Below are 24,185 nucleotides of genomic sequence, written 5' to 3' on the forward strand. Positions count from 1 at the left end.
GTAGCTTTTTTCTCCCAGGGGCAGGTGACGCCGAACGGGGGACGGGTTGGCGGAAGCGGAGGGCACCCAGCCCGGGGTGCACGTTGCGGACATGGAGGACCTCCGGGGCGCGGCGCACGACCGGGCGGTGCTGGCGGAGGCGCGGGTCGTGCTGGCCCGGCGTCTCGGCGTCCCCCCGGGCGAGGCCCTGCAGCACCTGATCTGGCTCGCGCGCGATCTGGACATCGAGATGGCCGAGGCGGCGTCGCTGCTGGTCAAGGACGGGGGCGGCGGGCCGGTGGGGGCCGTGGTGGCGGGGCGCCGGGCGCCGCGCACCGAGGAGGTCCCCGCGAAGCGCCAGGCGGTCCTGTCGGACGCCGAGGACGTGCTGCGCCGGGTGACGGCCGAGGACACCGGGGGGGACGCGGAGCTCCTCGTGAGGGTGCCCGACGACCCGGCGGCGACGGCGGTGCTGGAGGGGGCGCTCGACTCGGCGGCCCACCTGGTCCCGGTGCGGGGGCCGGACGGCAACGTGGCGGACTTCCTCTTCGCGGAGCTCAACGGCGTCGCCAGGGACATGTTCGGGCGGGGCCGGGAGGAGCTGACCGGGCTGCGGCTGCTGCGGACGGATCCGGGGGCGGTGCTCAGCGGGCTGTTCGACGACTACGTCCGGGTGCTGGACACCGGGACGCGGTTGGAACGTTCCTCGATCCAGTACTCGACCGCGCAGCGCGGGCTGTCCCGCTCGTCGCGGATGAGCGTGCGGTGCGTGCGGGTGCCGACCGGGGTCTGCGTGACGTGGCGGTACCACCTGGCCGAGGACCGCATCGCGCGGCGGCTGGAGCGGGTCGAGCGGCTCGCGCTGATCGGGTTCGGGGAGTGGGACCTGGCCACCGGTGAGGCGGACTGGACGCCCCAGATGCTGGCCAACTACGGCCTGTCTCCCGACGAGGTGCCGCCGATGCCGCACGACCTGCCGAAGGTCGTGGCCGACGACGACCTGCCCCTGGTCGAGGAGGCCGTCCAGACGATGTTCTCGCGCCGCGAGCCGGTGGAGGCGGAGCACCGCGTGATCGGCCACGACGGAACACCCCGCCACCTGTGGGTCTTCGCCGAGCCCGTGCTCGGGGAGTCCGGGCTGCCCGTCTCGATCAACATCGTGTCGCAGGACATCACGCGGCGGCGCGGGGTGGAGCGCGCGCTGGCCGAGACCCGGCGGCAGATGCTGCGCCAGCAGGCGCGGACGGCGCAGGAGCGGCGCGTGGCGGTGACCCTGCGGCGGGCCATCCTGCCGGACGAGGACGAGCTCGAGCAGCTGCCGGGCATGTGCACCTCGATCCGGAGCATGGCGGCGGAGAGCACGGCCCGCATCGGCGGCGACTGGTTCGCGACCAAAGCGTTCCAGGACGGGCGGGCGATGTTCGCGATCGGGGACGCGGCCGGGCACGGGCTGCCGGCGGCGGCGGCGATGGCGCGGACCCGGAACGGCCTGCTGGGCCTCACCTGTACGGGGGAGCGCCCGGGACGGCTGGTCGGCTGGCTGAACGAGCTGATCGGCGCGATGGACCCGCCGGCGACGGGCACCGCCATCGTCGCCCACTACGACCCGGCCCGGCACCTCTTGGAGTGGACGTGCGCGGGCCATCCGCCGCCGATCCTGGTCCGGGACGGGCGGGCGGCCCCGCTAGAGGTGGTCCGCGACCCGATGCTCGGCGCCATGCCCGGCTGGGAGTACACGACGATCACCACCGGGCTCAAGTCGGGCGACATGCTCTTCCTCTACACCGACGGCCTGGTGGAGCGCCGCGACGCGGACCTGGACGAGCGGATCGTCCGCCTGACCCACATTCTGCGTGACTCCTCCTCGCGTCCCGAGCGGGTGCTGGACGAGGTGCTGGCGCGGATGGAGCACGACCGGGCGGCGGACGACACCACGCTCTTCGCCCTTTACATGGAGTGACCGCCGGGGCCTCGCGGTGACGAAGGGCACGCCCGGCCAGCGAAGATCGCCGAGTGTGACGTGTGCCTCACCCCGCGGGGCGGGCGAGTGGCGGGCCGGCCGGGCGGAGAACGCCGCCCGCCCCTAATTCGATCTTCTTTACCTTTTCCCGAAGGCCCGGTAAGTACGGCGGGCAAGGGCTTCAGGGGCACTTCGGCAAAGATCGGGAAGACGCGGAGGGGCCCCGGTGTTGGGAGTCTCTTGAGAGGGCTTTGAGCAGGCAAGACTTTACTTTATGCCTGGTTTGCTTTTCTTGAGAAGGTTGGTACCTTCGATCCCGAATCACGCAACGCGTCCCATGCGTTGCCACCGGCCGCACCATGCGCGGCCGAGGATCGCGGAGCGGTATCCGCACGCGATGCGCGCCAATCGACGCGCGCCCCCTCATCAAGATCTGCCAGAGAGAACATCCGTATACCTGCACCGCTCGCGCGGTGCGAGGCCGAGTCCGTCCGGTCGGTGACCGGAACGGAGCCGGGGACCCACGTTTCTGGGGTGAATCGGCGCGCCCGAGAGTCGCGCCGTAGGGCTGCTTCCATGCCCGAATCCGTCAGCTAACCCGGTAGGCGCCATGGAAGACAAGGAGATTCCCTGCATGTCCGGTCTTTTCGATCGACTTTCGCTCAACCGCCTCTCGCCCGAGGACAAGGCCGTCGGCGTCGCCGTCGGCGCGGTCCTGGCGGGTGCGGTGGGGCTCTCGGTGGTCAACCCCCTCGCCGGCGGCCGTGCGGTCGCCGACACCTCCTCCGCCCAGGCGGCGGTGGTCGCTGAGAAGGGCACCGCCGTTCACACCAACTCCTCCCACGCCAAGACGGTGAAGGCCCAGAACGTCGCGGCCGAGGCGCGGCGCGAGGGCTTCAAGGTCCCCCCGCACGCGGTCAAGCCCGCCGAAGTGATCAAGCTGGCGGAGAAGCAGGTCGGCGTCCGTGAGGGCAAGGGCGGCCAGACCAAGTACCACAAGTGGTTCGTCTCGACTCCGCAGGCCAAGGCCACCGCCAAGCGCGACGGCGGCTTCTCGGTCAAGGAGTACAACGGCGCCCAGTGGTGCAACATGTTCGTCTCCTGGCTCGGCGCCCAGACAGGCGTCAAGAACATGGGCTGGGACGCCTATACCGTCCAGCACGCGAGCTGGTTCAAGCAGACCGACCGCTGGGGCCACACAGCCAAGCCCGGTGCCGTGGTGTTCTTCGACTGGCAGGACGGTTCCAAGGCCGGCATCGGTGACATCGACCACGTCGGCATCGTCGTCAAGGACAACGGCAACGGCAGCATCACCACCATCGAGGGCAACACCGACAATGCGGTGCAGAAGAAGGTCCGCGAGAAGTCGCAGGTCGTCGGCTACGGCTACCCCGACTACGCCCGCTGACCCGACACCGCCCGAGAAGGCGCACGCTTCACGAAGGCGCCCGGCTCCCGCCGGGCGCCTTCTGGCGATCCGGGGTGCCGTGCCCAATGCCTCCGTTGACGGTGGGTAATGCTAAGCGTTGACAGCCTTTGATCCCTCTTGGACCTCAGTGCGGAGTTCCTGGAAAGGAATCCAGGACGCCGGAGTCTGCGGAGGGGGATGCCCATGGCGGTGCGCCCGGATGTCAGCGTGGTGGTGATCGCTTACAACGACGCCCGGAGGCTTCCACGGGCGGTGGCCTCGACGCTGGCGCAGTCGCTGGGCGGCGTCGAGACGGTGATCGTCGACGACGCGAGCACCGACGGGACGGGCGAGGCGGCCGACCGGCTCGCCGCGGCCCACCCGGGGCGGATCCGGGCCGTCCACCTGCCGGTCAACTCCGGCGGCTGCGGCCGTCCCCGCAACACCGGGATCGAGGCGTCCACCGGCCGCTACGTGATGTTCCTCGACAGCGACGACCTGCTGGACCGGCACGCCTGCCTCAACCTCCTCGCCGCCGCCGAGGACACCGGCGCCGACATGGTCTCGGGGCTCTGCGACCGGATCTTCCTCGACCTGCCCGAGGGCGCCAAGGGGCGGGTCCGGCCCTGGTACCCGTGGCTCTACCGGCACAGCGCCGTCTACGGGTCGTTGAGCGAGAACCCCGATCTCCTCTACGACACCCTCTCGACGAACAAGGCCTACCGGCGCGGCTTCCTGGAGGAGCACGGCCTGCGGTTCGTCGAGGGGCTGCACTACGAGGACCTGCTGTTCACCGCCGAGGCCTACCTGGCGGCGGGACGGACCGCCCTGATCCCGCACCGCGTCTACAACTGGCTGGTCAAGGAGCGGACGCCGGCGCCGTCGATCTCCAACCGGCGCTCCGAGCTGGCCAACTTCGCCGACCGGCTGGAGATCCACCGCCGCATCGACATGCTCTTCGCGCTGCGCGGCGCCTACGACCTGCAGCGGGCCAAGGACGTCAAGTTCGTCAACCACGACCTGGTGCTGTACCTGCGCGACCTGCGCGACCGCGACCCGGCCCACCAGGCGCGCTTCCTCGACCTGGCCGCCGGCTACCTGGCCGAGCTGGACCCGCGGGTCTTCGAGCAGGCCAACCCGCTGCCCGCGATCGCCGCGCACCTGATCCGCGAGGGCGACCACGCGGGGGCGCTCGCCGCCGCCGAGTACGACCCCGCGAAGCGTCCCGAGCTGCGCGCCCGCCTGGTGGAGCGGGACGGGCGCGTCTACTGGGGGGCCGGGCGCCCGCGCGGGACGCTCGGCCGCCGCGTCCGGGACGTCACGTCCTTCGGCTTCCATGTGCGGCCCCTGCGGGAGCTGCGCCCGGCGAACACCGTCACGCGGCTGGAGACGCGCGGCGGCCGCGTGCTCATGGCCGGCTACGTGCTGAACCCGCTGGAGCGGATCCCGCGGGGAGCCGAGCTGGCCGGGACGCTGGAATTCCGCGATCGGCGCCGCCGATCACGGAAGGGGCGGGTCCGGGCGGCCGTGCGGCACGAGGGCGACCGGCTCACCTGGCATGCCGAGTTCGACCCCGCCCGCAGGATCCGCCCTTTCGGGTTCGTCGACCCGGTCTGGGACGTCCGGCTGCGCCTCCGGGTGGACGGCGAGGAGGTGGTCACCCGGCTCGGGGAGGGGCGCGGGTCGCCGTCGCTCGGCGGGGTCTCGCTGCCCGTCCGGCCGCGGCTGACGCGGTTCGCGGGGGACCGGCTCCGCTCGTACGTGACCGAGGGCGGGCACCTGGCGTTCGCCCTGGAGACGGAGGGCCCGTGGGCGCGGCTCACCCGCGCCGCCGCGCGCCGCGCCGCCCTGTCCCGGCCGGTCCGGCTGGCCCGGCACTGGGTCTGGGCGCTGGACAGGGCCGTGCGCCGGACGCTGACCGGCCGGAACACCAAGATCATCGTGTTCAACCGGGTGCTGAGCCGGCTGCCGGTCCGGACCGGCCTGGCGGTATTCGAGAGCCAGCTCGGCCGCCACTACTCCGACAACCCGAAGTACATCTACCGGGAGCTGCGCAGGTCCGGCCGCCCGGTGACGGCGGTGTGGTCGTACGCGTCGTCCCCCAAGGGGTTCCCGGGCGACGCCCGGCTCGTCAAGCGCGGATCGTGGGCGTACTACCTGGCGCTCGCGCGGGCCCAGTACTGGATCGACAACCAGGGCTTCCCGGACCGGCTGCGCAAGCGTCCCGAGACCACCTACATCCAGACCTGGCACGGGTCGGCGTTCAAGCTGATGGGGCTGGACCAGCCGCGGCTGAAGTCGGGCCCCCTGGGAGACCAGGCGCGGCTGCGGCGGATGGTGGAGCGCTTCGACTGCTTCCTGGTGCGTTCCGGGCACGACACCGAGACGCTCTGCAGCGGCCTCGGCGTGCGCTCCGAGCTGCTCCCGGTGGGGTACCCCCGCAACGACCCACTGGTCAACGGGGTGGACGGCGATCCGGAGCTCGCCGCCGAAGTCGAGGCCCTGCGCGCCTCGCTCGGTCTGGACGACGGGCGCCGCGCCGTCCTGTACGCGCCCACGTACGTCACCGGGCCGAGGGGGCGTCCCGTCCGGCTCCAGGACCCGCCCGTGGATCCGGCGGTCTTCGCGCGGGAGTTGGGGGAGGAGTACGTCCTGCTCGTCCGGCCCCACTACCTGTGCCGGGCGAACGTGCCGCCGGGCGCCCGGGCCGTGATGCGGGACGTCGGCGCGGTGCCCGACGTGACGCCGCTCCTGCTGCTGGCGGACGCCCTCGTCACCGACCACTCCTCGATCATGTTCGACTTCGCCCTGCTCGACCGGCCGATCGTGCTGCACCTCCCGGACGGCAGGGACCTGGCCACCGGCTACTTCGACCTGGAGCGGCACGCCCCCGGGCCGATCACCCGCACCGAGGACGAGCTCGTCGCCGCGCTCGCCGGCCTGGACGCGGCCGAGGGCGAGCACGCCGGGCGGCGCCGCGCGTTCGCCGCGCGCTTCGGCGAGCACGAACGCGGCACCGCCGCGCGCAGGGTGGTGGACCGCTACTTTCCGGCCGCGCCGAGCAGGAGGGGGAAACGCCATGGCCACGCCGCGTGACGTCTTCATCGTGTGCAACAACGCCGACGACATGGGCGGCCTCCAGCGGTGGGCGCACCACATGGCGCGGCTGCTGGCCGGGCGCGGCGACCGCGTCACCCTCGTCGGGATCAGTCGCGGGCTGGAGCCGTACCACCACGGCCGCGACGGCTCCTACGCCGTCGAGGTGCTGCACGGGGAGTGGGGCCCGCCCGCGTTGGCGTGGCGCCCGCGCAGGGCTCTGCAGCGGCTCGACCCGGCGGCGCGGGCCCGCGACCTGTGGCGGACGGCCGCCCAGCGGCGCGGCGCCGCGCGCCTGTCGGAGCTGTTCGCCGCCGCGAGACCGGGGGCCGTCGTCATCGTGGCGCAGGTGTGGGCGATGGAGTGGGTGCGGCTCGCCGACACCTCCGGGCTGCGCGTCGTGGCCATGAGCCACGAGTCCTACCAGGCGACCCGCGCGTCCTCGCGGTACCGGCGGGTCAAGGAGCACTACGCCCGCGCGGACCGGATGCTGGTGCTCACCGCCGAGGACGCCGACGCCTGGGCCAGGGACGGCATGACCAACGCCGACCACATTCCGAACGCGCTGCACGTCACGCCCGGCGTGCGTCCCACGCTCGACCTGCCCGTCGTCGCCTGCGTAGGCCGCCTGGCCTACGAGAAGGGCGTGGACCTGCTGCTGGAGGCGTGGGAGCGCGTCGCCGGACGGCATCCGGGGTGGCGGCTGCACGTCTACGGCGGCGGTCCGGACGAGCAGGACCTGCGGGCGCGGGCGGACGCCGCCGGGCTGTCGGGCTCCGTCGAGTTCCGGGGCGTGGTGTCCGACGTCGAGGAGGCGCTCGTCGAGGCGTCGGTGTTCGCCCTGCCGTCGCGGGCCGAAGGCTTCCCGATGTCGGTGCTGGAGGCCATGGCGTACGGGCTGCCCACGGTGGCGTTCGACTGCGCGCCGGGCGTCCGGGCGCTCATCGAGGACGGCAGGGACGGTCTGCTGGCCCCACCGGGCGACGTCACCGCGTTCGCCGCCGCGCTCGGCCGGCTGATCGAGGAACCGGAGCTGCGCCGGTTGCTCGGGTCCGGGGCGCGTGCCTCGGTTTCGCGGTTCCGCCCGGACGCCGTCCTCGCCCGGTGGGACCGCCTGTTCGACCTGCTCCACCGGGGGGTGGCGGCCGCGCCGGCCCCCGCGCCGGTCCGGGCCGCGGCGCCCGCCGCGCCCCCCGTCGCGGGGCGGGTGGCCGCGCGGGAGGCCGAACCCGCCCTGGGGGGTGATTCTTTCTAACAACTGTTTGGTAGAGTCCGGGGTGTGAAGCAGAACGAGTCCCCCGCGGACCGGGCCTTCCGCGCCGAGGTCCGCGACTGGCTCCAGAGCAACCTGTCGGGCGAGTTCGCGCACGCCCGCGGGCTCGGCGGCCCCGGCCGCGAGCACGAGGCCTTCGAGGAGCGCCTGGCCTGGGAGCGGCACATGGCCGCCGCCGGCTGGACCTGCGTCGGCTGGCCCCGCGAGTACGGCGGACGCGGCGCCACCGTCGAGCAGCAGGTGATCTTCCACGAGGAGTACGCGCTCGCCGACGGGCCCGCCCGGGTCAACCACATCGGCGAGAACCTGCTCGGACCCACGATCATCGCCTTCGGCACCGACGAGCAGCGCGCCCGCTTCCTGCCGCCGATCGTGGCGGCGCGGGAGCTGTGGTGCCAGGGGTACTCCGAGCCGAACGCGGGCTCCGACCTCGCCAACGTGCAGACCCGCGCCGCCCTCGCCGGGGACCACTGGCTGGTCGACGGGCAGAAGGTCTGGACGTCGCTGGCCCTCGAAGCCGACTGGTGCTTCGTCGTGTGCCGCACCGAGCCGGGGTCGTCCCGCCACAAGGGCCTGTCGTACCTGCTCGTCCCGATGCGGCAGGACGGCGTGGACATCCGGCCGATCGTCCAGCTCACCGGCACCTCCGAGTTCAACGAGGTGTTCTTCGACGGCGCCCGCACCGACGCGCGCAACATCGTCGGCGCGCCCGGCGAGGGCTGGAAGATCGCGATGGCGACGCTCGGGTTCGAGCGCGGCGTCGCGACGCTCGGCCAGCAGGTGGGGTTCCGGCGCGAGTTCGAGGGCGTCGCCGACCTCGCCCGCCGCACCGGCGCCATCGACGACCCCCTGCTGCGCGACCGGCTGACCCGGTCCTACATGGGCCTGGAGATCATGCGGCTGAACGCCGTGCGCACCATGGCGGGCGTCGCGTCGGGCGCGCCCGGCCCCGAGTCGTCGATCTCCAAGCTCGTCTGGGGCACCTGGCACCGCGAACTCGGCGAGCTCGCCATGGACGTCCTCGGCGCCGCCGGCCTCGTCGCCGACGGGGCCCCGGGCGCCGGCCCCGACGGCGGGACCGCGCAGCCGCGGCCCTACGACCTGAACGACTGGCAGCGGCTGTTCCTGTTCTCCCGCTCCGACACGATCTACGCCGGGTCGAACGAGATCCAGCGCAACATCATCGCCGAGCGCGTGCTCGGACTGCCCCGTGAACCGGCCGCCGACAGGAAGGCACGCGGATGACCCCGCCCCCCTACGTCCCCGGGCACGGCCTGCTCGCCGGCCGCGCCGTCGTGATCACCGCGGCGGCCGGAGCCGGCATCGGCGGCGCCACCGCCCGCCGCTGCCTGGAGGAGGGCGCCCGCGTCCTGGTCTCCGACGCGCACGAGCGGCGGCTCGCCGCGACCGCGGCGGAGCTGGAGAAGGAGTTCGGCGCCGACCGGGTCGAGGCGCTGCCCTGCGACGTCACCTCCGAGGACCAGGTCCGGGCCCTCTACGACCGGGCCGTGGAGCGGTTCGGGCGGATCGACGTCGCGGTCAACAACGCCGGCCTCGGCGGGACGGCCGACCTCGTCGACATGACCGACGAGCAGTGGGGCCGCGTCCTCGACATCACCCTCACCGGCACGATGCGCTGCACCCGCGCCGCCCTGCGCCTCATGCGGGACCAGGGCTCCGGCGTCGTCGTCAACAACGCCTCGGTGATCGGCTGGCGGGCGCAGAAGGGCCAGTCGCACTACGCCGCCGCCAAGGCCGGGGTCATGGCGCTCACCCGCTGCTCGGCGCTGGAGGCCGCCGACTTCGGCGTCCGGGTCAACGCCGTCTCCCCGTCCCTGGCCATGCACCCGCACCTGGTCAAGGTGACGTCCGAGGAGCTGCTGGAGGAGCTGACGCGCCGGGAGGCGTTCGGCCGCTACGCCGAGCCGTGGGAGGTGGCCAACGTTATCGTCTTCCTGGCCAGCGACTACTCGTCGTACATGACGGGCGAGGTCGTCTCCGTCTCCTCCCAGCACGCATAGGAACACCGGTACATGAGGAACTGCGCATGAGTCCACGACGGCGCGACGCCGAGGGCACCGCCGCCGCCCGCGCGGGGCGGCGGGCCGAACTGCTCGCCACGGCCGCCGAGGTGTTCGCCTCCCAGGGCTACTCAGCCACCACGGTCCGGAAGGTGGCCGACGCCGCGGGAATCCTCGGCGGCAGCCTCTACTACCACTTCGACTCCAAGGAGTCGATGGCCGACGAGATCCTGTCGACTTTCCTGGACGACATGTGGACCGCCTACGGCCGCGTCCTGGACGCCGGGCTCAGTGCGCGCGACACCCTGGAGGGCATCGTCGTCGAGTCGTTCCGCTCGATCGACAAGCACCGGCCCGCCGTCGTCCTCTACCAGAACGAGTCCAAGCACCTCGCGACCAGCGAGCGGTTCCACTACCTCCTGGACTCCCAGCGGCGGTTCGAGGAGATGTGGCTGTCCCTGCTGGACCGCGGCGTCGAGGAGGGCGCCTTCCGCGCCGACCTCGACCGGACCCTCATCTACCGCTTCATCCGCGACACCGTCTGGGTCGCGGCGAACTGGTACCAGCACGGCGGGCGGCTGTCCGCCGACGACATCGCCAAGCAGTACCTCGCCATGTTCCTCGAAGGGATCCAGGCGAGCCAGGCCCCGTAAGAAGGAGACACCCCCATGGCCGAGGCTTACATCGTCGACGCGGTCCGCGCCCCGGTCGGGCGCCGCAACGGCGGGCTCGCCGGAGTGCACCCCGCCGACCTCGGCGCGCACGTGCTGACCGCCCTCATGGACCGGACGAAGATCGACCCGGCCGCCGTCGAGGACGTCGTCTTCGGCTGCGTCGACACCCTCGGCCCGCAGGCCGGCGACATCGCCCGCACCTGCTGGCTGGCCGCCGGGCTCCCCGAGGAGGTCCCCGGCGTCACGGTCGACCGGCAGTGCGGCTCCTCCCAGCAGGCCGTGCACTTCGCGGCCCAGGCCGTCCTGTCCGGGACGTCGGACCTGGTCGTCGCGGGCGGCGTGCAGAACATGTCGCAGATCCCGATCGGCTCGGCGATGACCGCCGCGGCGCCGCTCGGCTTCACCGAGGGCCCCTTCGCGGGCTCGGCGGGCTGGGCCCGCCGCTACGGCGACGCCGAGGTGTCGCAGTTCAACGGCGCCGAGATGATCGCCCGCGACTGGGACATCTCACGCGAGGAGATGGAGGCGTTCGCCTACGAGTCGCACCAGCGCGCCATCCGCGCCATCGACGAGGGCCGCTTCGAGCGCGAGACCGCTCCCATCGAGGGCGTCACGGCCGACGAGGGCCCGCGCCGCGACACCTCCCTGGAGAAGATGGCCGGCCTGAGGACCCTGGTGGAGGGCGGCCGCCTCACCGCGGCCGTCTCGTCGCAGATCTCCGACGGCGCCGCCGCGCTGCTCATCGCCTCCGAGCAGGCCGTCAAGGACCACGGCCTCACCCCGCGCGCCCGCGTCCACCACCTGTCGGCGCGCGGCGAGGACCCCATCCGGATGCTGTCGGCGCCCATCCCCGCCACCGCGCACGCGCTGAAGAAGACCGGGATGACGATCGGCGACATCGACGCCGTCGAGATCAACGAGGCGTTCGCGTCCGTCGTCCTCGCCTGGCTCAAGGAGACCGGCGCCGACCCGGCCACGACCAACCCCAACGGCGGCGCCATCGCCCTCGGCCACCCCCTCGGCGCGACCGGCGCCCGCCTGATGACCACCCTCCTGCACGAACTCGACCGCACCGGCGGCCGCTACGGCCTCCAGACCATGTGCGAAGGCGGCGGCCAGGCCAACGTCACCATCATCGAGCGGCTGGGCTGACCGGGACGGCGAGGAGGCGGAACGTGGAGGTCTTCGAACCGGCGCGGCTCGGGCCGCTGACGCTGCGGAACCGCGTGATCAAGGCGGCCACGTCCGAGGGGATGACGCCCGACGCCCTGGTGACCGACGACCTGATCGAATACCACCGGCGGCCGGCCGCCGGGGGCGTGGGCATGACCACCGTCGCCTACTGCGCGGTCGCGCCCGAGGGGCGGACCGAACGGCGGCAGATCTGGATGCGGCCGGAGGCCGTCCCCGGGCTGCGGCGCCTCACCGACGCGGTCCACGCGGAGGGCGCCGCGGCGTCCGCGCAGCTCGGGCACGCCGGCCCGGTCGCCGACGCGAGCTCCAACCGGGTGCCCGCCGTCTCGGCCGGGCGGTTCTTCAACCCGCTCGGCATGGCCTTCACCAAGGTGGCCACGGCCGAGGACATCGAGCGCATCACCCGCGCCCACGCCGGGGCCGCGCGGCTGGCGGTCGAGTCCGGCTTCGACGCCGTCGAGATCCACCTCGGGCACAACTACCTGGCCAGCGCCTTCCTCAGCCCCCGCCTCAACCACCGCAAGGACGGCTACGGCGGCCCGATCGAGAACCGGGCCAAGGTCGCGCTCGGCATCGCCCGCGCCGTCCGGGACGAGGTCGGCGACCGCATCGCGATCACCGCCAAGCTCAACATGCGCGACGGCGTGCGCGGCGGGCTGGAGATCGACGACAGCCTCCACGTCGCCCGCGGGCTCCAGGACGAGGGCACCGTCGACGCGCTGGAGCTGACCGCCGGCAGCTCGCTGCTCAACCCGATGTACCTGTTCCGCGGCGAGATGCCCATCCCCGAGTTCGCGGCCAGCTACAAGCTGCCCATGCGGATCGGCCTGCGGATGTTCGGCAAGCGGTTCCTGCGCACCTACCCCTACCAGGACACCTACCTGCTGGAGCACGCCCGCAGGTTCCGCGCCGAGCTCGACCTGCCCCTGATCCTGCTGGGCGGCGTCACCGACCGCGCGACCATGGACACCGCGATGGCGGAGGGCTTCGAGTTCGTCGCCATGGCCCGCGCCCTCCTCCGCGAACCCGACCTCGTGAACCGGATCGCCGCCGACCCGTCCACGCCGTCCTTGTGCGTCCACTGCAACCGCTGCGTCCCGACGGTCTACCGGGGCACCCACTGCCCGCTCGTCCCGGAACGGGATTGACCTGGAGCGCGCTCCAGCTCGTAGCGTTCCGGGCATGACCACTCCACAGCACACGATCGGATCGGGGTTCGGCTTCGCGAGCACGGCGAGGGACGTCCTCGCGGGCATCGACCTCTCGGGGAGGCTCGCCGTCGTCACCGGCGGCTATTCGGGCCTCGGTCTGGAGACGACGCGGGCGCTGGCGGGAGCGGGGGCGCGGGTGGTCGTCCCCGCGCGGCGGCCGGAGGCCGCGAAGGAGGCCGTCGGCGGCGTCGACGGCGCCGAGGTGGACGAGCTGGACCTGGCGGACCTGGAGAGCGTGCGCGGGTTCGCGGACCGGTTCCTCGCGTCCGGGCGCGGCATCGACATCCTGATCAACAACGCGGCGGTCATGGCCTGCCCGGAGACGCGCGTCGGACCCGGCTGGGAGGCGCAGTTCGCCACCAACCACCTCGGGCACTTCGCGCTGGTGAACCGCCTGTGGCCGGCCGTCAGCCCCGGGGCCCGGGTCGTCGCGGTGTCGTCGCGCGGACACCACTTCTCCCCGATCCGGTGGGACGACGTGCAGTTCGAGCGCGGCTACGACAAATGGGAGGCGTACGGGCAGGCGAAGACGGCCAACGTGCTCTTCGCCGTCCACCTGGACGCGCTCGCCAAGGACGCTGTGCGGGCCTTCTCGCTCCACCCGGGGAGCATCCTGACGCCCCTCCAGCGCCACATCCCCCGGGAGGAGAAGGTGGCGAACGGCTGGATCGACGAGGACGGGAACGAGATCGGCCAGGGGTTCAAGACGCCGGAACAGGGCGCGGCGACGGCGGTGTGGGCGGCCACGTCACCGCGGCTGGACGGCATGGGCGGCGTGTACTGCGAGGACTGCGACATCGCCGAGCCGGTCCCGGAGGGCCGGGTCGTCGGCCGAGGACGGGCCGGCGACCCCTCCACCGGAGTGTGCTCCTACGCGACCGACCCGGAGCAGGCCGGGCGGCTGTGGGAACTGTCGGCGGAGCTGACCGGGGTGAACGCGTTCGCGTAGCACCTGCGACGATGGGCCCGTGATCGACATCGCCGGGTGGGCCCCGGAACCGCGGGAGACGACCGAGGTCGTCGGCGCAGCGCCGTCGGAGGCGCTGGCCGGGATGCTCGACGTCGAGCCGCCGGGGGAGGAGCTGCCGCCCCTCTGGCATTGGCTGCACTTCCTGGAAAGGCCCGCGCAGCGCGAGCTCGGACCGGACGGGCATCCGCGCGAGGGACGGTTCCTCCCACCGCTTCCCGAGCGGCGCCGCATGTTCGCCGGCGGGCGGTTCCGGATCCATGAGCCCCTGCGTGCCGGGGACGCCGTCACGCGCCGGACGGAGCTCGCCTCCAGCGCGGTGAAGCAGGGGCGCAGTGGGGAGATGCTCTTCGTGACCGTCCGGCACACGTTCGCGCGGGACGGCGCCGAGATCGCGGTCGAGGAGCAGGATCTCGTCTACCGCAGCGGCGACACGGCGTCCCGTCCGGAGCGGGCGGCGTTCCAGGCGCCCGTCGTGGACGCCCCGTGGACGCTGAGGGCCACCGCCGATCCGGTCATGCTGTTCCGGTTCAGCGCCCTCACCTACAACGCCCATCGCATCCACTACGACGAGGCGTACGCGACCGGGGTCGAGGGTCACGCCGGGCTCGTCGTCCACGGTCCGCTGCTCGCGATCCTCTGCCTGGAGCTGCCGCGCCGGGCGGGCCTGAAGGTGCGCGAACTGTCGTTCCGCGCACGCAGGCCCGTCTACGCGGGGCAGCCGTTCGTGGCGGCCGGGTCCCCGGACGGCACCCTCTCGATCCACGCCCCGGGCGACGTTACGGCGATGACCGCCACCTTCGCGTAGGCCCCGGTGTTCTCGCCTAGGCGGCGGTGACGGGCTCCTCCCGCACGGCCGGGCCGCCGCGGCGCTCCGCCGCGACCTGCTGGACGTACCGCTTGGTCTCGCCGCTGACCCGCTCGTCGTCCCAGCCGAGCCAGGGCGCGACGAGCTCGGCGACGCGGGCCGCCGCGGCCGCGCCGCCGTCCCATTCCTCGATCGAGACGCGCAGCCGCCGCGCCAGGACGTCCTCCAGGTGCAGCGCGCCCTCGTGCGTCACCGCGTAGACGGCCTCGGCGCACAGGTAGTCACCCGCACCGGGGATGGGGGCGCCGAGCGCCGGGTCGTCGGCGACCATGGCCAGCACCTCGCGGGCGCACGACCCGTACCGGTGCAGCAGGTGCTCGATCCGCGCGACGTGCAGACCGGACTCGGCGGCGAGCCGGCGCCGGTCGTTCCACAGCACCTCGTACCCGGTGGCGCCGAGGATCGGCAGTCGGCCGGTGACCGACGCGGGGACGGAGTCGTCGAGGCCTTCGGCGACCACGTCGACCGCGTCCCGCGCCATCACGCGGTAGGTGGTGAACTTCCCACCGGTCACGACGACGAGGCCGGGCACCGGCTCGGCGACGGCGTGCTCGCGCGACAGCCGCGTGGTGTCGTCCATCTCGCCGGACAGCAGCGGCCGCAGCCCCGCGTAGACGCCCTCGATGTCGTCGTGCGTGAGCGGCGTCCGCAGGACGGCGTTCGCCTGGTCGAGGAGGTAGCCGATGTCGGTGTGGTCGGCGACGGGATCGTCGGGGCCGTCGGCGTGCGGGGTGTCGGTGGTGCCGACGAGCCAGTGCCGCCCCCACGGGATGATGAACAGGACGCTCCTGGACGTCCGCGTGATCAGCCCGGTGGCCATCGGGATCCGGTCGCGCGGGACGACCAGGTGGACGCCCTTGGACGCCCGCACGGCGAACGCGGGCCGGGACCCGGTCATCGCCTGCGCGCCGTCCGTCCACACCCCGGTCGCGCACACCACGCGCCGGGCCCGCACGGCGATCTCCCGGCCGCCCTCCAGGTCCAGGACGCGGACGCCGGTCACCCGCTCGCCCTCGCGCAGGAACCCCGTCGCCTCGGCGCGAGTGGCCACGCCGGCGCCGTACTGAGCGGCGGTGCGGGCGACCATCATCGTGTAGCGCGCGTCCTCGACCTGCGCGTCGTAGTACTGGACGGCGCCGACCAGCGCGTCCGCACGCAGGGCGGGCGCCTCCCGCAGCGCGGCCCGCCGCGTGAGCTGCCGGTGCCGGGGCAGCGACCGCGCGCCGCCCATCGTGTCGTACAGGGTCACGCCCGCGCTGACGTACGCGCGCTCCCAGACCCGGTTGCGCAGCGGGTAGAGGAACCGGACGGGACGCACCAGGTGCGGAGCGAGCCGCTGCAGCAGCAGGCCGCGCTCCCGCAATGCCTCCCTGACCAGCCCGAAGTCGCGCTGTTCGAGGTAGCGCAGGCCGCCGTGGATGAGTTTGCTGGACCGGCTGGACGTGCCGGCCGCCCAGTCCCGCGCCTCCACGAGGGCGACGGACAGCCCCCGCGAGACGGCGTCGAGCGCCGCGCCGGCGCCCACGACGCCGCCGCCGACGACCACGACGTCGAACTCGGTCTCCGCCAGTGCGCGCAGGGTCTCCTCGCGGTACTGGGGGCCGAGGGCTACAGATGTCACCGCATGCTCCCGAAGAGAGGTCAGATCCAGTGTCGTGCGGCCGGGTTGCGGCGAGCCGTCGCCCGGAGAACCTCCCGGCCAACAACCCGCCGCATCCCGGCGAAGGCCCGCTCAGTCGTTCAGGTCGACCCAGTCGAGGGTCCGCTCGACGGCCTTCTTCCAGCCTGCGTAGCCCTGGTGGCGTTGGTCGTCGTTCCAGGTGGGCTGCCAGCGTTTGTCCTCGTTCCAGTTCTGGCGGAGTTCGTCGGTGTTGTTCCAGAATCCGACGGCCAGGCCGGCGGCGTAGGCGGCGCCCAGGGCGGTGGTCTCGGCGACGACGGGGCGCGAGACCGGGACGCCGAGGATGTCGGCCTGCAGTTGCATGCACAGTTCGTTGGCGGTGACGCCGCCGTCGACCTTGAGGACGTCCAGGGAGACTCCGGAGTCCTCGCGCATGGCTTCGACGACGTCGCGGGACTGGTAGCAGATGGATTCGAGGGTGGCGCGGGCCAGGTGGGCGTTGGTGTTGTAGCGCGACAGGCCGACGATGGCGCCGCGGGCGTCCGATCTCCAGTAGGGGGCGAACAGGCCGGAGAAGGCCGGGACGAAGTAGACGCCGCCGTTGTCGTCGACCTGCCGGGCCAGCGCCTCGCTCTGCGCGGCGCCGGAGATGATGCCGAGCTGGTCGCGCAGCCACTGCACCGCCGACCCCGTCACCGCGATCGACCCCTCCAGCGCGTACACCGGCTTCTCGGAACCGAACTGGTAGCAGACGGTCGTCAGGAGCCCGTTCTTCGAGCGGACGAGTTCCTCACCGGTGTTCAGCAGGAGGAAGTTGCCGGTGCCGTAGGTGTTCTTGGCCTCGCCGGGGGAGAAGCACACCTGCCCGACCGTGGCGGCCTGCTGGTCTCCGAGCGCGGCGGTCAGGGGCACCTCCCCGCCGAGCGGGCCGTTCGCGCGGGTCGTGCCGTAGGCGTCGGGCGCCGAGGACGGCTTGATCTCCGGAAGCATCGAGCGCGGGATCCCGAACAGAGCGAGGAGTTCGTCGTCCCAGGAGAGGGTCTCCAGGTCCATCAGCATGGTGCGGCTGGCGTTGGTGGGGTCGGTGACGTGCACGCCGCCGTCCGTCCCGCCGGTGAGGTTCCACAGCACCCACGAGTCGGTCGTGCCGAAGACCGCGTCGCCTTTCTCGGCGGCCTCGCGGACGCCGTCGACGTTCTCCAGGATCCACTGGATCTTCCCGCCGGAGAAGTACGTGGCCGGGGGGAGGCCGGCCTTGCGGCGGATGAGGTCGCCCTTGCCGTCCCGCTCCAGGGCCGCGGCGATGCGGTCGGTGCGGGTGTCCTGCCAGACGATCGCGTTGTAGTAGGGGCGCCCGGTGCGCCGGTTCCACACCACGGTCGTCTCGCGCTGGTTGGTGATCCCGAACGCGGCCAGATCGCCGTGCGACAGGTTCGCCTTGTTCAGCGCGGACTGGATGACCGAGCGCGTCCGCTCCCAGATCTCGGTGGGATCGTGCTCGACCCAGCCGGCGCGGGGCAGGATCTGCTCGTGCTCGAGCTGGTGGCGGGCGATCTCGTTGCCGCCGTGGTCGAAGATCATGAATCGGGTGCTGGTCGTGCCCTGGTCGAGGGCCCCGACGAAGTCAGCCATGCGTGCGTTCTCCTGGAGTCGTGGTGGGCGGGACGGGGCGGTTCACGCCGCCTCGTACTCGGGCTCGGGTTTCGTGAGCCCCTGCGGGTCCTCCTCGGTGGGGGGCAGGAACCGTCCGATCAGGACCTTGTAGAGCCCGACGCCGAGCACGCCGCCGATGAGCGGGCCGATGATCGGCACCCAGAAGTAGAGATCGCCGTTCTGGTCCCGCCAGGCGGTGCCGTAGCCGGTCAGGAACGAGGCGAGCCGGGGGCCGAAGTCGCGGGCCGGGTTGATCGCGTAGCCGGCGTCGGTGCCCCACGCCATGCCGATCGCGACGACCAGCAGACCGATCATGAACGGGGCGAGGTTGGCCAGCGGCGGGGAGTTGCGCACGTCGGTGAGCGCTTTGATCACGAAGAGCAGGATGGCGGTGCCGATCACCTGGTCGCGGAACGCGCCCCAGGTGCCGACCGGGAGCGTGCCGTTGCCCGGCAGGGTGGAGAACACGCCCTGGGTCTTGATGGTGTGGCCGGGGTCGACCTTGGCCAGCACCTCGCTGTAGTTCCAGCGGACGATCAGCGCCGCGACGAACGCCCCCGCGGTCTGCGCGGCGATGTAGGGCGCCGTCTTGCGCCAGGAGAACTCCCTGAACGCGGCCAGCGCGACGGTGACGGCGGGGTTGAGGTGGGCGCCGCTGATCCGGGCCGCGACGTACACGCCGAGCGTGACGCCGAGGCCCCAGGCCCAGGCGATGCTGTCGTGGTCGCCGATCTCGGCCCCGGCGACCTGGGCGACGACGCCGACGCCGAACAGGATGAGGATCAGGGTGCCGGCGAACTCGGCGGCGAGCTCACCGGCCAGCGCGGGGATTCGGGTGCGTTCCGCCATGGGTACTCCTCGGCAGGTGGGGTGGACGCGAGCCCCGTGAGGCTGGCTGGACGGTAAGCCGGGACGGACCGCCTGACAACGGGAGCCTGCCGACAATGTCGAACACTTTCGTCCCAGCCCGGCGGCGGTTACCCTCCACCCTGTGCACCAGATCACAGAATCCGGGCAGTTCAGGGCACACGGGACGATGATCGCGGCGGCTGCCGACATTGTCGGCACGTCGCCGGTGGACCTACCATCGGCCCCATGCCCGGACCTGTGCAGTCGATCGAGCGGGCGGCCGCGATCCTGCGCCTGCTGGCGGCGAGCTCGGGCCGGCTCGGGGTCGGCGAGATCGCCAGTTCGCTGGGCCTCGCCCGGGGCACCGCGCACGGCATCCTGCGCACCCTGGAGCGCGTCGGCTTCGTCGAGCAGGACGGCGGTACGGGCAAGTACCAGCTCGGCGCCGCGCTGCTGCACCTCGGCACCAGCTACCTGGACGTCAACGAGCTGCGGTCCCGGGCCATCAACTGGGCCGACGCGCTCGCCTCGCGCAGCGGCGAGGCCGTCCGGATCGGGACGCTCCTGGAGGGCAAGGTCCTGGTCGTCCACCACGTGTTCCGCCCGGACGACACCCTCCAGGCCATGGACGTCGGCTCGCTGCTGCCGCTGCACGCCACCGCGCTCGGCAAGGCGCTGCTCGCGCACGACGCCAACGCGGCGGCGTCCATCCGCGACACCGTCCTGGAGTCCTACTGCCGGCGCACCATCACCGACCCCAAGGAGCTCGCACGGGCCGCCACCCGCGTCCGGGAGAACGGCTGGGCCGCCGAGACCGAGGAGCTGTCCATCGGCGAGGCCGGGATCGCCGCCCCGATCCGCGGGCACGGGGGGCTCGTCGTCGGCGCCATCGGCATCTCCGGCGCGGTCGAGCGGATCTGCGACTCCCGCCGCGTCCCCGACCCGAGGCTCGTGGCCTACGTGCGCGACGCCGCCCGCGCCGTCTCCCGTGACCTCGGCGGCTCGCGCTGGTGACGCCCCGCCGCCCGTCCCGACGCCGCCGCGGCGGCACGGCCGGGTGCGTCCAGGGGGAGGGGGCCGACGGTGACCGAACGGTACGTGATGTCGATCGACCAGGGCACCACGTCCACCCGGTGCATCCTGTTCGACCACGGCGGCCGCCTGGTGTCGGTGGCGCAGCGCGAGCACCGGCAGCACTTCCCGAGGCCCGGCTGGGTCGAGCACGACCCGATGGAGATCTGGCGCAACCTGGAGCGGATCGCCCCGGAGGCGCTCGCCCAGGCGGGCGCGACGCCCGGCCAGGTCGCGGCGGTCGGGATCGCGAACCAGCGGGAGACGACCGTCCTGTGGGACCGGCTGACCGGCGTCCCGATCGGCCGCGCCATCGTCTGGCAGGACATGCGGACCGGCCCGCTCGTGGACGAGCTGGCCCGCGCCCCCGGCGCCGCGATGGTCACCGAGCGCAGCGGGCTGCCGCTGGCCACCTACTTCTCGGCCCCGCGGGTGCGCTGGATGCTGGACCACACGCCGGGCCTGCGGGAGCGCGCCGAGCGCGGCGAGGTCCTGTTCGGCACGATGGAGAGCTGGCTGATCTGGAACCTCAGCGGCGGCGTCGACGGCGGCGTCCACGTCACCGACGTGACCAACGCCAGCCGCACGCTGCTGATGGACCTGCACACGCTGTCCTGGGACGACGGCCTGCTCGACTTCTTCGGCGTGCCGAAGGCGATGCTGCCGGAGATCCGGTCGTCCACCGAGACCTACGGAACGGCCCGCCGCGTGTTCCCCGGCGTGCGCGTCGGCGCCGCCCTCGGCGACCAGCAGGCCGCGCTGTTCGGGCAGGCGTGCTTCTCCCCGGGCGAGACCAAGTGCACCTACGGGACGGGCGCGTTCCTGCTGATGAACACCGGCACCATGCCGGTGAAGTCGGACAACGGGCTGCTCACCACCGTCGGCTACAAGATCGGTGACGAGCCCGCGGTGTACGCGCTGGAGGGCTCGATCGCGATCACCGGGGCGCTGGTCCAGTGGCTCCGGGACGGCCTCGGGCTGATCACCACGGCGCCGGAGATCGAGACGCTCGCCCGCACCGTCGGCGACAACGGCGGCTGCTACATCGTCCCGGCGTTCTCCGGGCTGTTCGCCCCGCACTGGCGCAGCGAGGCCCGGGGAATCATCGTCGGCCTGACCTCCTACATCACCAAGGGTCACCTGGCGCGGGCCGTGCTGGAGGCGACGGCCTGGCAGACCCGGGAGGTCGTGGACGCGATGAACGCAGACTCCGGCCTCTCGCTGCGGGAGCTGAAGGCCGACGGCGGCATGACCTCGGACAACCTGGTCATGCAGATGGTCGCGGACGTGCTCAACGTGCCGGTGGCGCGCCCGATGGTGGTGGAGACGGTGTCGCTCGGCGCCGCCTACGCCGCCGGGCTCGCCGTCGGGTACTGGGCGGGGCTGGAGGGGCTGCGCCGCAACTGGCACCGCGCCGCCCGCTGGGTCCCGGCGATGGAGCCCGCGCGGAGGGCCGCGGAGTACGACAACTGGAAGCGCGCCGTGGAGCGCACGTTCGACTGGATCCGCGCGGGGGAGGACCCGGCCGCGGCGCCCTAGGCCCGGTGGCGCTCGACGAGCTGCCGGACGATCACGTTGCGCTGGATCTCGTTGGTCCCCTCGCCGACGATCATGAGCGGGGCGTCCCGGAAGTAGCGCTCGACGTCGAACTCGGTGGAGTAGCCGGCCGCGCCGTGGATGCGGACCGCGTTCAGCGCGATCCGCATCGCCGCCTCCGAGGCGTACAGCTTGGCCATCCCGGCCTCCATGTCGCAGCGCCGGCCCGCGTCCAGCCGCTCGGCGGCGTCGAGGGTGAGCAGCCGGGCCGCCCGCAGCTCGGTGGCCATGTCGGCCAGGTAGTTGCCGATGGACTGGTGCTGCCAGATCGGCTTCCCGAAGGCCTCGCGCTGCTGGGCGTAGCGCAGGGAGTCCTCCAGGGCGGCGCGGCCGACGCCGAGAGCGCGCGCCGCGACCTGGATGCGGCCGACCTCGAGGCCGCGCATCATCTGGGCGAAGCCGCGCCCCTCGTCGCCGCCGAGGACGGCGTCGAGCGGCGCCTCGTATCCGTCGAAGGACAGCTCGCAGCTCTCCACGCCTCTGTAGCCGAGCTTCGGCAGGTCGCGGGAGACGGTGAGACCGGGGCCCTTCTCGGCCAGCAGGATGCTGATCCCCCGGTGCCGGGGCGAGGCGGCGGGGTCGGTCTTGCACATCAGCGCGATGAGACCGGACGTGCGCGCGTTGGTGATCCACATCTTGGCGCCGTCGACGCGGTACCGGTCGCCCTCCCTGCGCGCGGTCGTGCTCATGGCCTGGAGGTCGGAGCCGCCGGACGGCTCGGTGAGCGCCATCGTGGCGCGCAGCTCTCCGGTCGCCATCCGGGGCAGGTAGCGGGCCTTCTGCTCCTCTGTGCCGTACACGGCGAGCAGGTGGGAGACGACAGTGTGCCCGCCGAACGCGCCCGCGAGCGTCATCCAACCGCGTGCCAGCTCCTCGGTGACGAGGGCGTAGCAGGCCTTGGAGACGCTCGCCTCGCCGTACGGTTCGGGCACGGCGAGCCCGAAGACGCCCAGCCCCTTCATGCGGTCGATGAGGTGGGCGGGATAGGTTCCCGCGTGCTCCAGGTCGCGGGCGACCGGGCGGACCTCCTTGTCGACGAAGTCCGCGACGACCTCGACGATGGCGCGCTCCTCGTCGCTCAGCGTGAACACGGCTCCACCCCCTTCCTCCCCTGAGTCTCATATATTTGATAGGAAAATACCGGTACCCACCACCAGGCGCACGGGAGACGATCAGAATGGCACCCTCCGGTGACCGGGCCCTCGGCCGGCGCCGCCAGCTGAGCGACGAGGTCGCCGCCTACGTCCGCGAACTCATCATGTCGGGCCAGGTCGGGCACGGGGAGTTCCTCCGCCTCGAGCGCATCGCCGACGACCTCGGGATCAGCGTCACCCCCGTCCGGGAGGCCCTGCTGTCGCTGCGCGGCGAGGGCTTCGTCACGCTGGAGCCGCGGCGCGGGTTCATGCCGGCCCCGCTCACCCGGCAGGACGTCCAGGACCTGTTCGAGGCGCAGGCGTACTTCGCCGGCGAGCTGGCCGCCCGCGCCGCCGGGAAGATCACCGAGGCGGAACTGGAGTCGCTCGACCGGACGCAGGCGCTGCTGGAGGAGGCGTCAAAGGCCCGCGACTCGGCGACCATCGAGCGCGCCAACCACCAGTTCCACCGGACCGTCAACCTGTGCGCGGACTCGCCCAAGACGTCCTGGCTGCTCCAGCTCGTGGTGCGGTACGCGCCGCGCCGCTTCTACTCCAGCATCGAGGGCTGGACGCAGGCGTCGGTCGACGACCACCATCTCGTGCTCGCGGCGCTGCGGGCCGGGGACGGCGACGCGGCACGGCAGGCGATGCGCGCCCACATCCGGCACGCGGGGACGCTCCTCGTCGTGCATCTCGAGGCGCAGGGGTTCTGGAACGGGCAACCCGGCTGACGGCGCAGGGTCCCTTTCCCCGGCCCGAGAGCTCGCATATCGTATAAAAAATTTCCAGGAGGGCTGATGGACGACCGGGACTCCGGACCGGCGCGCGGGGCCGTGGTCGCCGCCGCCGACCACGGCGCGACACGGGTGCTGACGCTGAACCGGCCCGAGGCCCGGAACGCGATCGACATCCCCATGCGCGTGCTGCTCGCGGAGGAGGTGCGGCGCGCCGCGGACGACCCGGGCGTCCGGGCCGTCGTGCTGACCGGCGCGGCGGGGACGTTCTCGGCGGGCGGCGACGTCCGCTCGATGGAGGGCGCCGGACCGGACGCCGTCCGCGCTCGGCTCGACCCCGTGCACGAGACCGTCCGGCTCATCGCGACCTGCGGGACCCCGTTCATCGCGGCGGTCGAGGGCGCCGCCGCCGGGCTCGGCGTGTCCCTCGCCGCCGCCTGCGACCACGTCGTCGCCGCCGAGGACGCCCGGTTCGTCGCCGCGTTCGGCAAGGTCGGCCTCGTCGCGGACGGCGGGCTGCTCTGGACCCTCCCGCAGCGCGTGGGCATGGGCCGCGCCAAGGAGATGCTGGTCTTCGGCCGGACCGTGCCCGCCCCTCGCGCCTACGAGATCGGGCTGGCCGACTCCCTTGCACCGCCCGGTGCGGCGCTGGACGCCGCGCTGGAGCGCGCCGCCGAGGCCGCCGCGCTCGCCCCGCTGTCGGTCGCCGCCGCCAAGCGCCTCCTGGCCGGGACCGGCCGGAGCCTCGACCGCCTGCTGGAGGCGGAGCGGGAGGAGCAGACCGCGCTGTTCGGCAGCGCCGACTTCGCCGAGGGCCGGGCGGCGTTCGCCGAGCGCCGCCCGCCGCGCTTCGAGGGCCGCTAGGGAGGACCGG

General features: G+C 72.9%; 19 protein-coding genes and 1 riboswitch. Of the genes, 15 read left to right on the plus strand and 4 right to left on the minus strand.

What is annotated here, in order from left to right; genetic code table 11:
• The first annotated feature begins 91 nt into the window (after positions 1 to 91).
• From BKA00_RS05755 to BKA00_RS05805, 11 genes are all read left to right on the plus strand, one after another.
• Positions 92 to 1,939 (plus strand): SpoIIE family protein phosphatase, encoded by a 1,848-nt coding sequence (locus BKA00_RS05755; RefSeq protein ID WP_185023920.1) that lies wholly within the window; start codon positions 92 to 94, stop codon positions 1,937 to 1,939.
• Positions 1,940 to 2,408: 469 nt separating this feature from the next.
• Positions 2,409 to 2,562: riboswitch (cyclic di-AMP (ydaO/yuaA leader) on the plus strand.
• 11 nt (positions 2,563 to 2,573) lie between these two features.
• Positions 2,574 to 3,347 carry a CHAP domain-containing protein gene (locus BKA00_RS05760; RefSeq protein WP_185023921.1) on the plus strand — a complete coding sequence of 258 codons (774 nt, stop codon included), beginning with the start codon at positions 2,574 to 2,576 and terminating at the stop codon, positions 3,345 to 3,347.
• 204 nt (positions 3,348 to 3,551) lie between these two features.
• Positions 3,552 to 6,443, plus strand: coding sequence for a bifunctional glycosyltransferase/CDP-glycerol:glycerophosphate glycerophosphotransferase (locus BKA00_RS05765; protein WP_185023922.1), 2,892 nt, complete (start codon positions 3,552 to 3,554; stop codon positions 6,441 to 6,443).
• Positions 6,427 to 7,698 carry a glycosyltransferase gene (locus BKA00_RS05770; RefSeq protein WP_185023923.1) on the plus strand — a complete coding sequence of 424 codons (1,272 nt, stop codon included), beginning with the start codon at positions 6,427 to 6,429 and terminating at the stop codon, positions 7,696 to 7,698. Before BKA00_RS05765 ends, BKA00_RS05770 begins: the two co-directional genes overlap by 17 nt.
• Before the next feature lie 24 nt (positions 7,699 to 7,722).
• The gene (locus tag BKA00_RS05775; RefSeq protein WP_185023924.1) at positions 7,723 to 8,961 is read left to right on the plus strand and encodes an acyl-CoA dehydrogenase family protein; all 1,239 of its coding nucleotides are present in this window, start codon (positions 7,723 to 7,725) and stop codon (positions 8,959 to 8,961) included.
• Positions 8,958 to 9,737 (plus strand): SDR family oxidoreductase, encoded by a 780-nt coding sequence (locus tag BKA00_RS05780; protein WP_185023925.1) that lies wholly within the window; start codon positions 8,958 to 8,960, stop codon positions 9,735 to 9,737. The genes BKA00_RS05775 and BKA00_RS05780 overlap by 4 nt, the downstream gene beginning before the upstream one ends.
• 26 nt (positions 9,738 to 9,763) lie before the next feature.
• Positions 9,764 to 10,390 carry a TetR/AcrR family transcriptional regulator gene (locus BKA00_RS05785; RefSeq protein ID WP_185023926.1) on the plus strand — a complete coding sequence of 209 codons (627 nt, stop codon included), beginning with the start codon at positions 9,764 to 9,766 and terminating at the stop codon, positions 10,388 to 10,390.
• Between the two features lie 15 nt (positions 10,391 to 10,405).
• Positions 10,406 to 11,563, plus strand: a complete 1,158-nt coding sequence (locus tag BKA00_RS05790) for an acetyl-CoA C-acetyltransferase (protein ID WP_185023927.1) — start codon at positions 10,406 to 10,408, stop codon at positions 11,561 to 11,563.
• A gap of 23 nt (positions 11,564 to 11,586) precedes the next feature.
• Positions 11,587 to 12,753, plus strand: coding sequence for an NADH:flavin oxidoreductase (locus BKA00_RS05795; RefSeq protein WP_185023928.1), 1,167 nt, complete (start codon positions 11,587 to 11,589; stop codon positions 12,751 to 12,753).
• 34 nt (positions 12,754 to 12,787) lie between these two features.
• Complete coding sequence (locus BKA00_RS05800) at positions 12,788 to 13,765, plus strand: SDR family NAD(P)-dependent oxidoreductase (RefSeq protein ID WP_185023929.1); 978 nt, start codon at positions 12,788 to 12,790, stop codon at positions 13,763 to 13,765.
• Positions 13,766 to 13,784: 19 nt separating this feature from the next.
• On the plus strand, positions 13,785 to 14,591 hold the full coding sequence (locus BKA00_RS05805) for an HTD2 family dehydratase (RefSeq protein WP_185023930.1): 807 nt from the start codon (positions 13,785 to 13,787) through the stop codon (positions 14,589 to 14,591).
• Between the two features lie 16 nt (positions 14,592 to 14,607).
• On the opposite strand, the gene BKA00_RS05810 is transcribed toward BKA00_RS05805, so the two are convergent.
• The 3 genes from BKA00_RS05810 to BKA00_RS05820 form a co-directional block, all read right to left on the minus strand.
• Positions 14,608 to 16,272, minus strand: coding sequence for a glycerol-3-phosphate dehydrogenase/oxidase (locus tag BKA00_RS05810; protein ID WP_185023931.1), 1,665 nt, complete (start codon positions 16,270 to 16,272; stop codon positions 14,608 to 14,610).
• Between the two features lie 111 nt (positions 16,273 to 16,383).
• Entirely contained in the window at positions 16,384 to 17,904 is a 1,521-nt protein-coding gene (gene glpK / locus BKA00_RS05815; protein WP_185023932.1) for a glycerol kinase GlpK, read from the minus strand.
• Positions 17,905 to 17,946: 42 nt separating this feature from the next.
• Positions 17,947 to 18,774 (minus strand): MIP/aquaporin family protein, encoded by an 828-nt coding sequence (locus tag BKA00_RS05820; protein WP_185023933.1) that lies wholly within the window; start codon positions 18,772 to 18,774, stop codon positions 17,947 to 17,949.
• Positions 18,775 to 19,020: 246 nt separating this feature from the next.
• Between BKA00_RS05820 and BKA00_RS05825 the strand changes: the two genes are divergently transcribed.
• Both BKA00_RS05825 and glpK (BKA00_RS05830) read left to right on the plus strand, forming a co-directional pair.
• A complete protein-coding gene (locus BKA00_RS05825) occupies positions 19,021 to 19,788 on the plus strand; it encodes an IclR family transcriptional regulator (RefSeq protein WP_185023934.1) in 768 nt (255 codons plus the stop codon).
• 69 nt (positions 19,789 to 19,857) lie between these two features.
• Positions 19,858 to 21,384: a glycerol kinase GlpK gene (gene glpK, locus BKA00_RS05830; protein ID WP_185023935.1), complete on the plus strand. Its 1,527-nt coding sequence runs from the start codon at positions 19,858 to 19,860 to the stop codon at positions 21,382 to 21,384.
• Here glpK (BKA00_RS05830) and BKA00_RS05835 read toward each other — a convergent pair.
• Complete coding sequence (locus BKA00_RS05835; protein ID WP_185023936.1) at positions 21,381 to 22,532, minus strand: acyl-CoA dehydrogenase family protein; 1,152 nt, start codon at positions 22,530 to 22,532, stop codon at positions 21,381 to 21,383. The two genes, glpK (BKA00_RS05830) and BKA00_RS05835, sit on opposite strands and share 4 nt — an antisense overlap.
• 86 nt (positions 22,533 to 22,618) lie before the next feature.
• Here BKA00_RS05835 and BKA00_RS05840 point away from each other — a divergent pair, with 86 nt between their 5' ends.
• Together BKA00_RS05840 and BKA00_RS05845 are read left to right on the plus strand one after the other, a co-directional pair.
• Positions 22,619 to 23,308: a GntR family transcriptional regulator gene (locus BKA00_RS05840; protein ID WP_185023937.1), complete on the plus strand. Its 690-nt coding sequence runs from the start codon at positions 22,619 to 22,621 to the stop codon at positions 23,306 to 23,308.
• Positions 23,309 to 23,374: 66 nt separating this feature from the next.
• A complete protein-coding gene (locus tag BKA00_RS05845; protein WP_185023938.1) occupies positions 23,375 to 24,175 on the plus strand; it encodes an enoyl-CoA hydratase/isomerase family protein in 801 nt (266 codons plus the stop codon).
• The last annotated feature ends 10 nt before the right edge of the window (positions 24,176 to 24,185 follow it).

Source organism: Actinomadura coerulea (assembly GCF_014208105.1).
Taxonomy (GTDB): domain Bacteria; phylum Actinomycetota; class Actinomycetes; order Streptosporangiales; family Streptosporangiaceae; genus Spirillospora; species Spirillospora coerulea.

Excerpts from the sequence above, each read along its gene's own strand:
- BKA00_RS05800 (WP_185023929.1), top strand. The coding sequence starts at position 12,788 with ATGACCACTCCACAGCACACGATCGGATCGGGGTTCGGCTTCGCGAGC.
- BKA00_RS05840 (WP_185023937.1), top strand. The coding sequence starts at position 22,619 with ATGGCACCCTCCGGTGACCGGGCCCTCGGCCGGCGCCGCCAGCTGAGC.
- BKA00_RS05770 (WP_185023923.1), top strand. The coding sequence starts at position 6,427 with ATGGCCACGCCGCGTGACGTCTTCATCGTGTGCAACAACGCCGACGAC.
- BKA00_RS05820 (WP_185023933.1), bottom strand. The coding sequence starts at position 18,774 with ATGGCGGAACGCACCCGAATCCCCGCGCTGGCCGGTGAGCTCGCCGCC.
- BKA00_RS05755 (WP_185023920.1), top strand. The coding sequence starts at position 92 with ATGGAGGACCTCCGGGGCGCGGCGCACGACCGGGCGGTGCTGGCGGAG.
- BKA00_RS05785 (WP_185023926.1), top strand. The coding sequence starts at position 9,764 with ATGAGTCCACGACGGCGCGACGCCGAGGGCACCGCCGCCGCCCGCGCG.
- BKA00_RS05790 (WP_185023927.1), top strand. The coding sequence starts at position 10,406 with ATGGCCGAGGCTTACATCGTCGACGCGGTCCGCGCCCCGGTCGGGCGC.
- glpK (WP_185023932.1), bottom strand. The coding sequence starts at position 17,904 with ATGGCTGACTTCGTCGGGGCCCTCGACCAGGGCACGACCAGCACCCGA.
- BKA00_RS05845 (WP_185023938.1), top strand. The coding sequence starts at position 23,375 with ATGGACGACCGGGACTCCGGACCGGCGCGCGGGGCCGTGGTCGCCGCC.
- BKA00_RS05780 (WP_185023925.1), top strand. The coding sequence starts at position 8,958 with ATGACCCCGCCCCCCTACGTCCCCGGGCACGGCCTGCTCGCCGGCCGC.
- BKA00_RS05825 (WP_185023934.1), top strand. The coding sequence starts at position 19,021 with ATGCCCGGACCTGTGCAGTCGATCGAGCGGGCGGCCGCGATCCTGCGC.
- BKA00_RS05760 (WP_185023921.1), top strand. The coding sequence starts at position 2,574 with ATGTCCGGTCTTTTCGATCGACTTTCGCTCAACCGCCTCTCGCCCGAG.
- BKA00_RS05765 (WP_185023922.1), top strand. The coding sequence starts at position 3,552 with ATGGCGGTGCGCCCGGATGTCAGCGTGGTGGTGATCGCTTACAACGAC.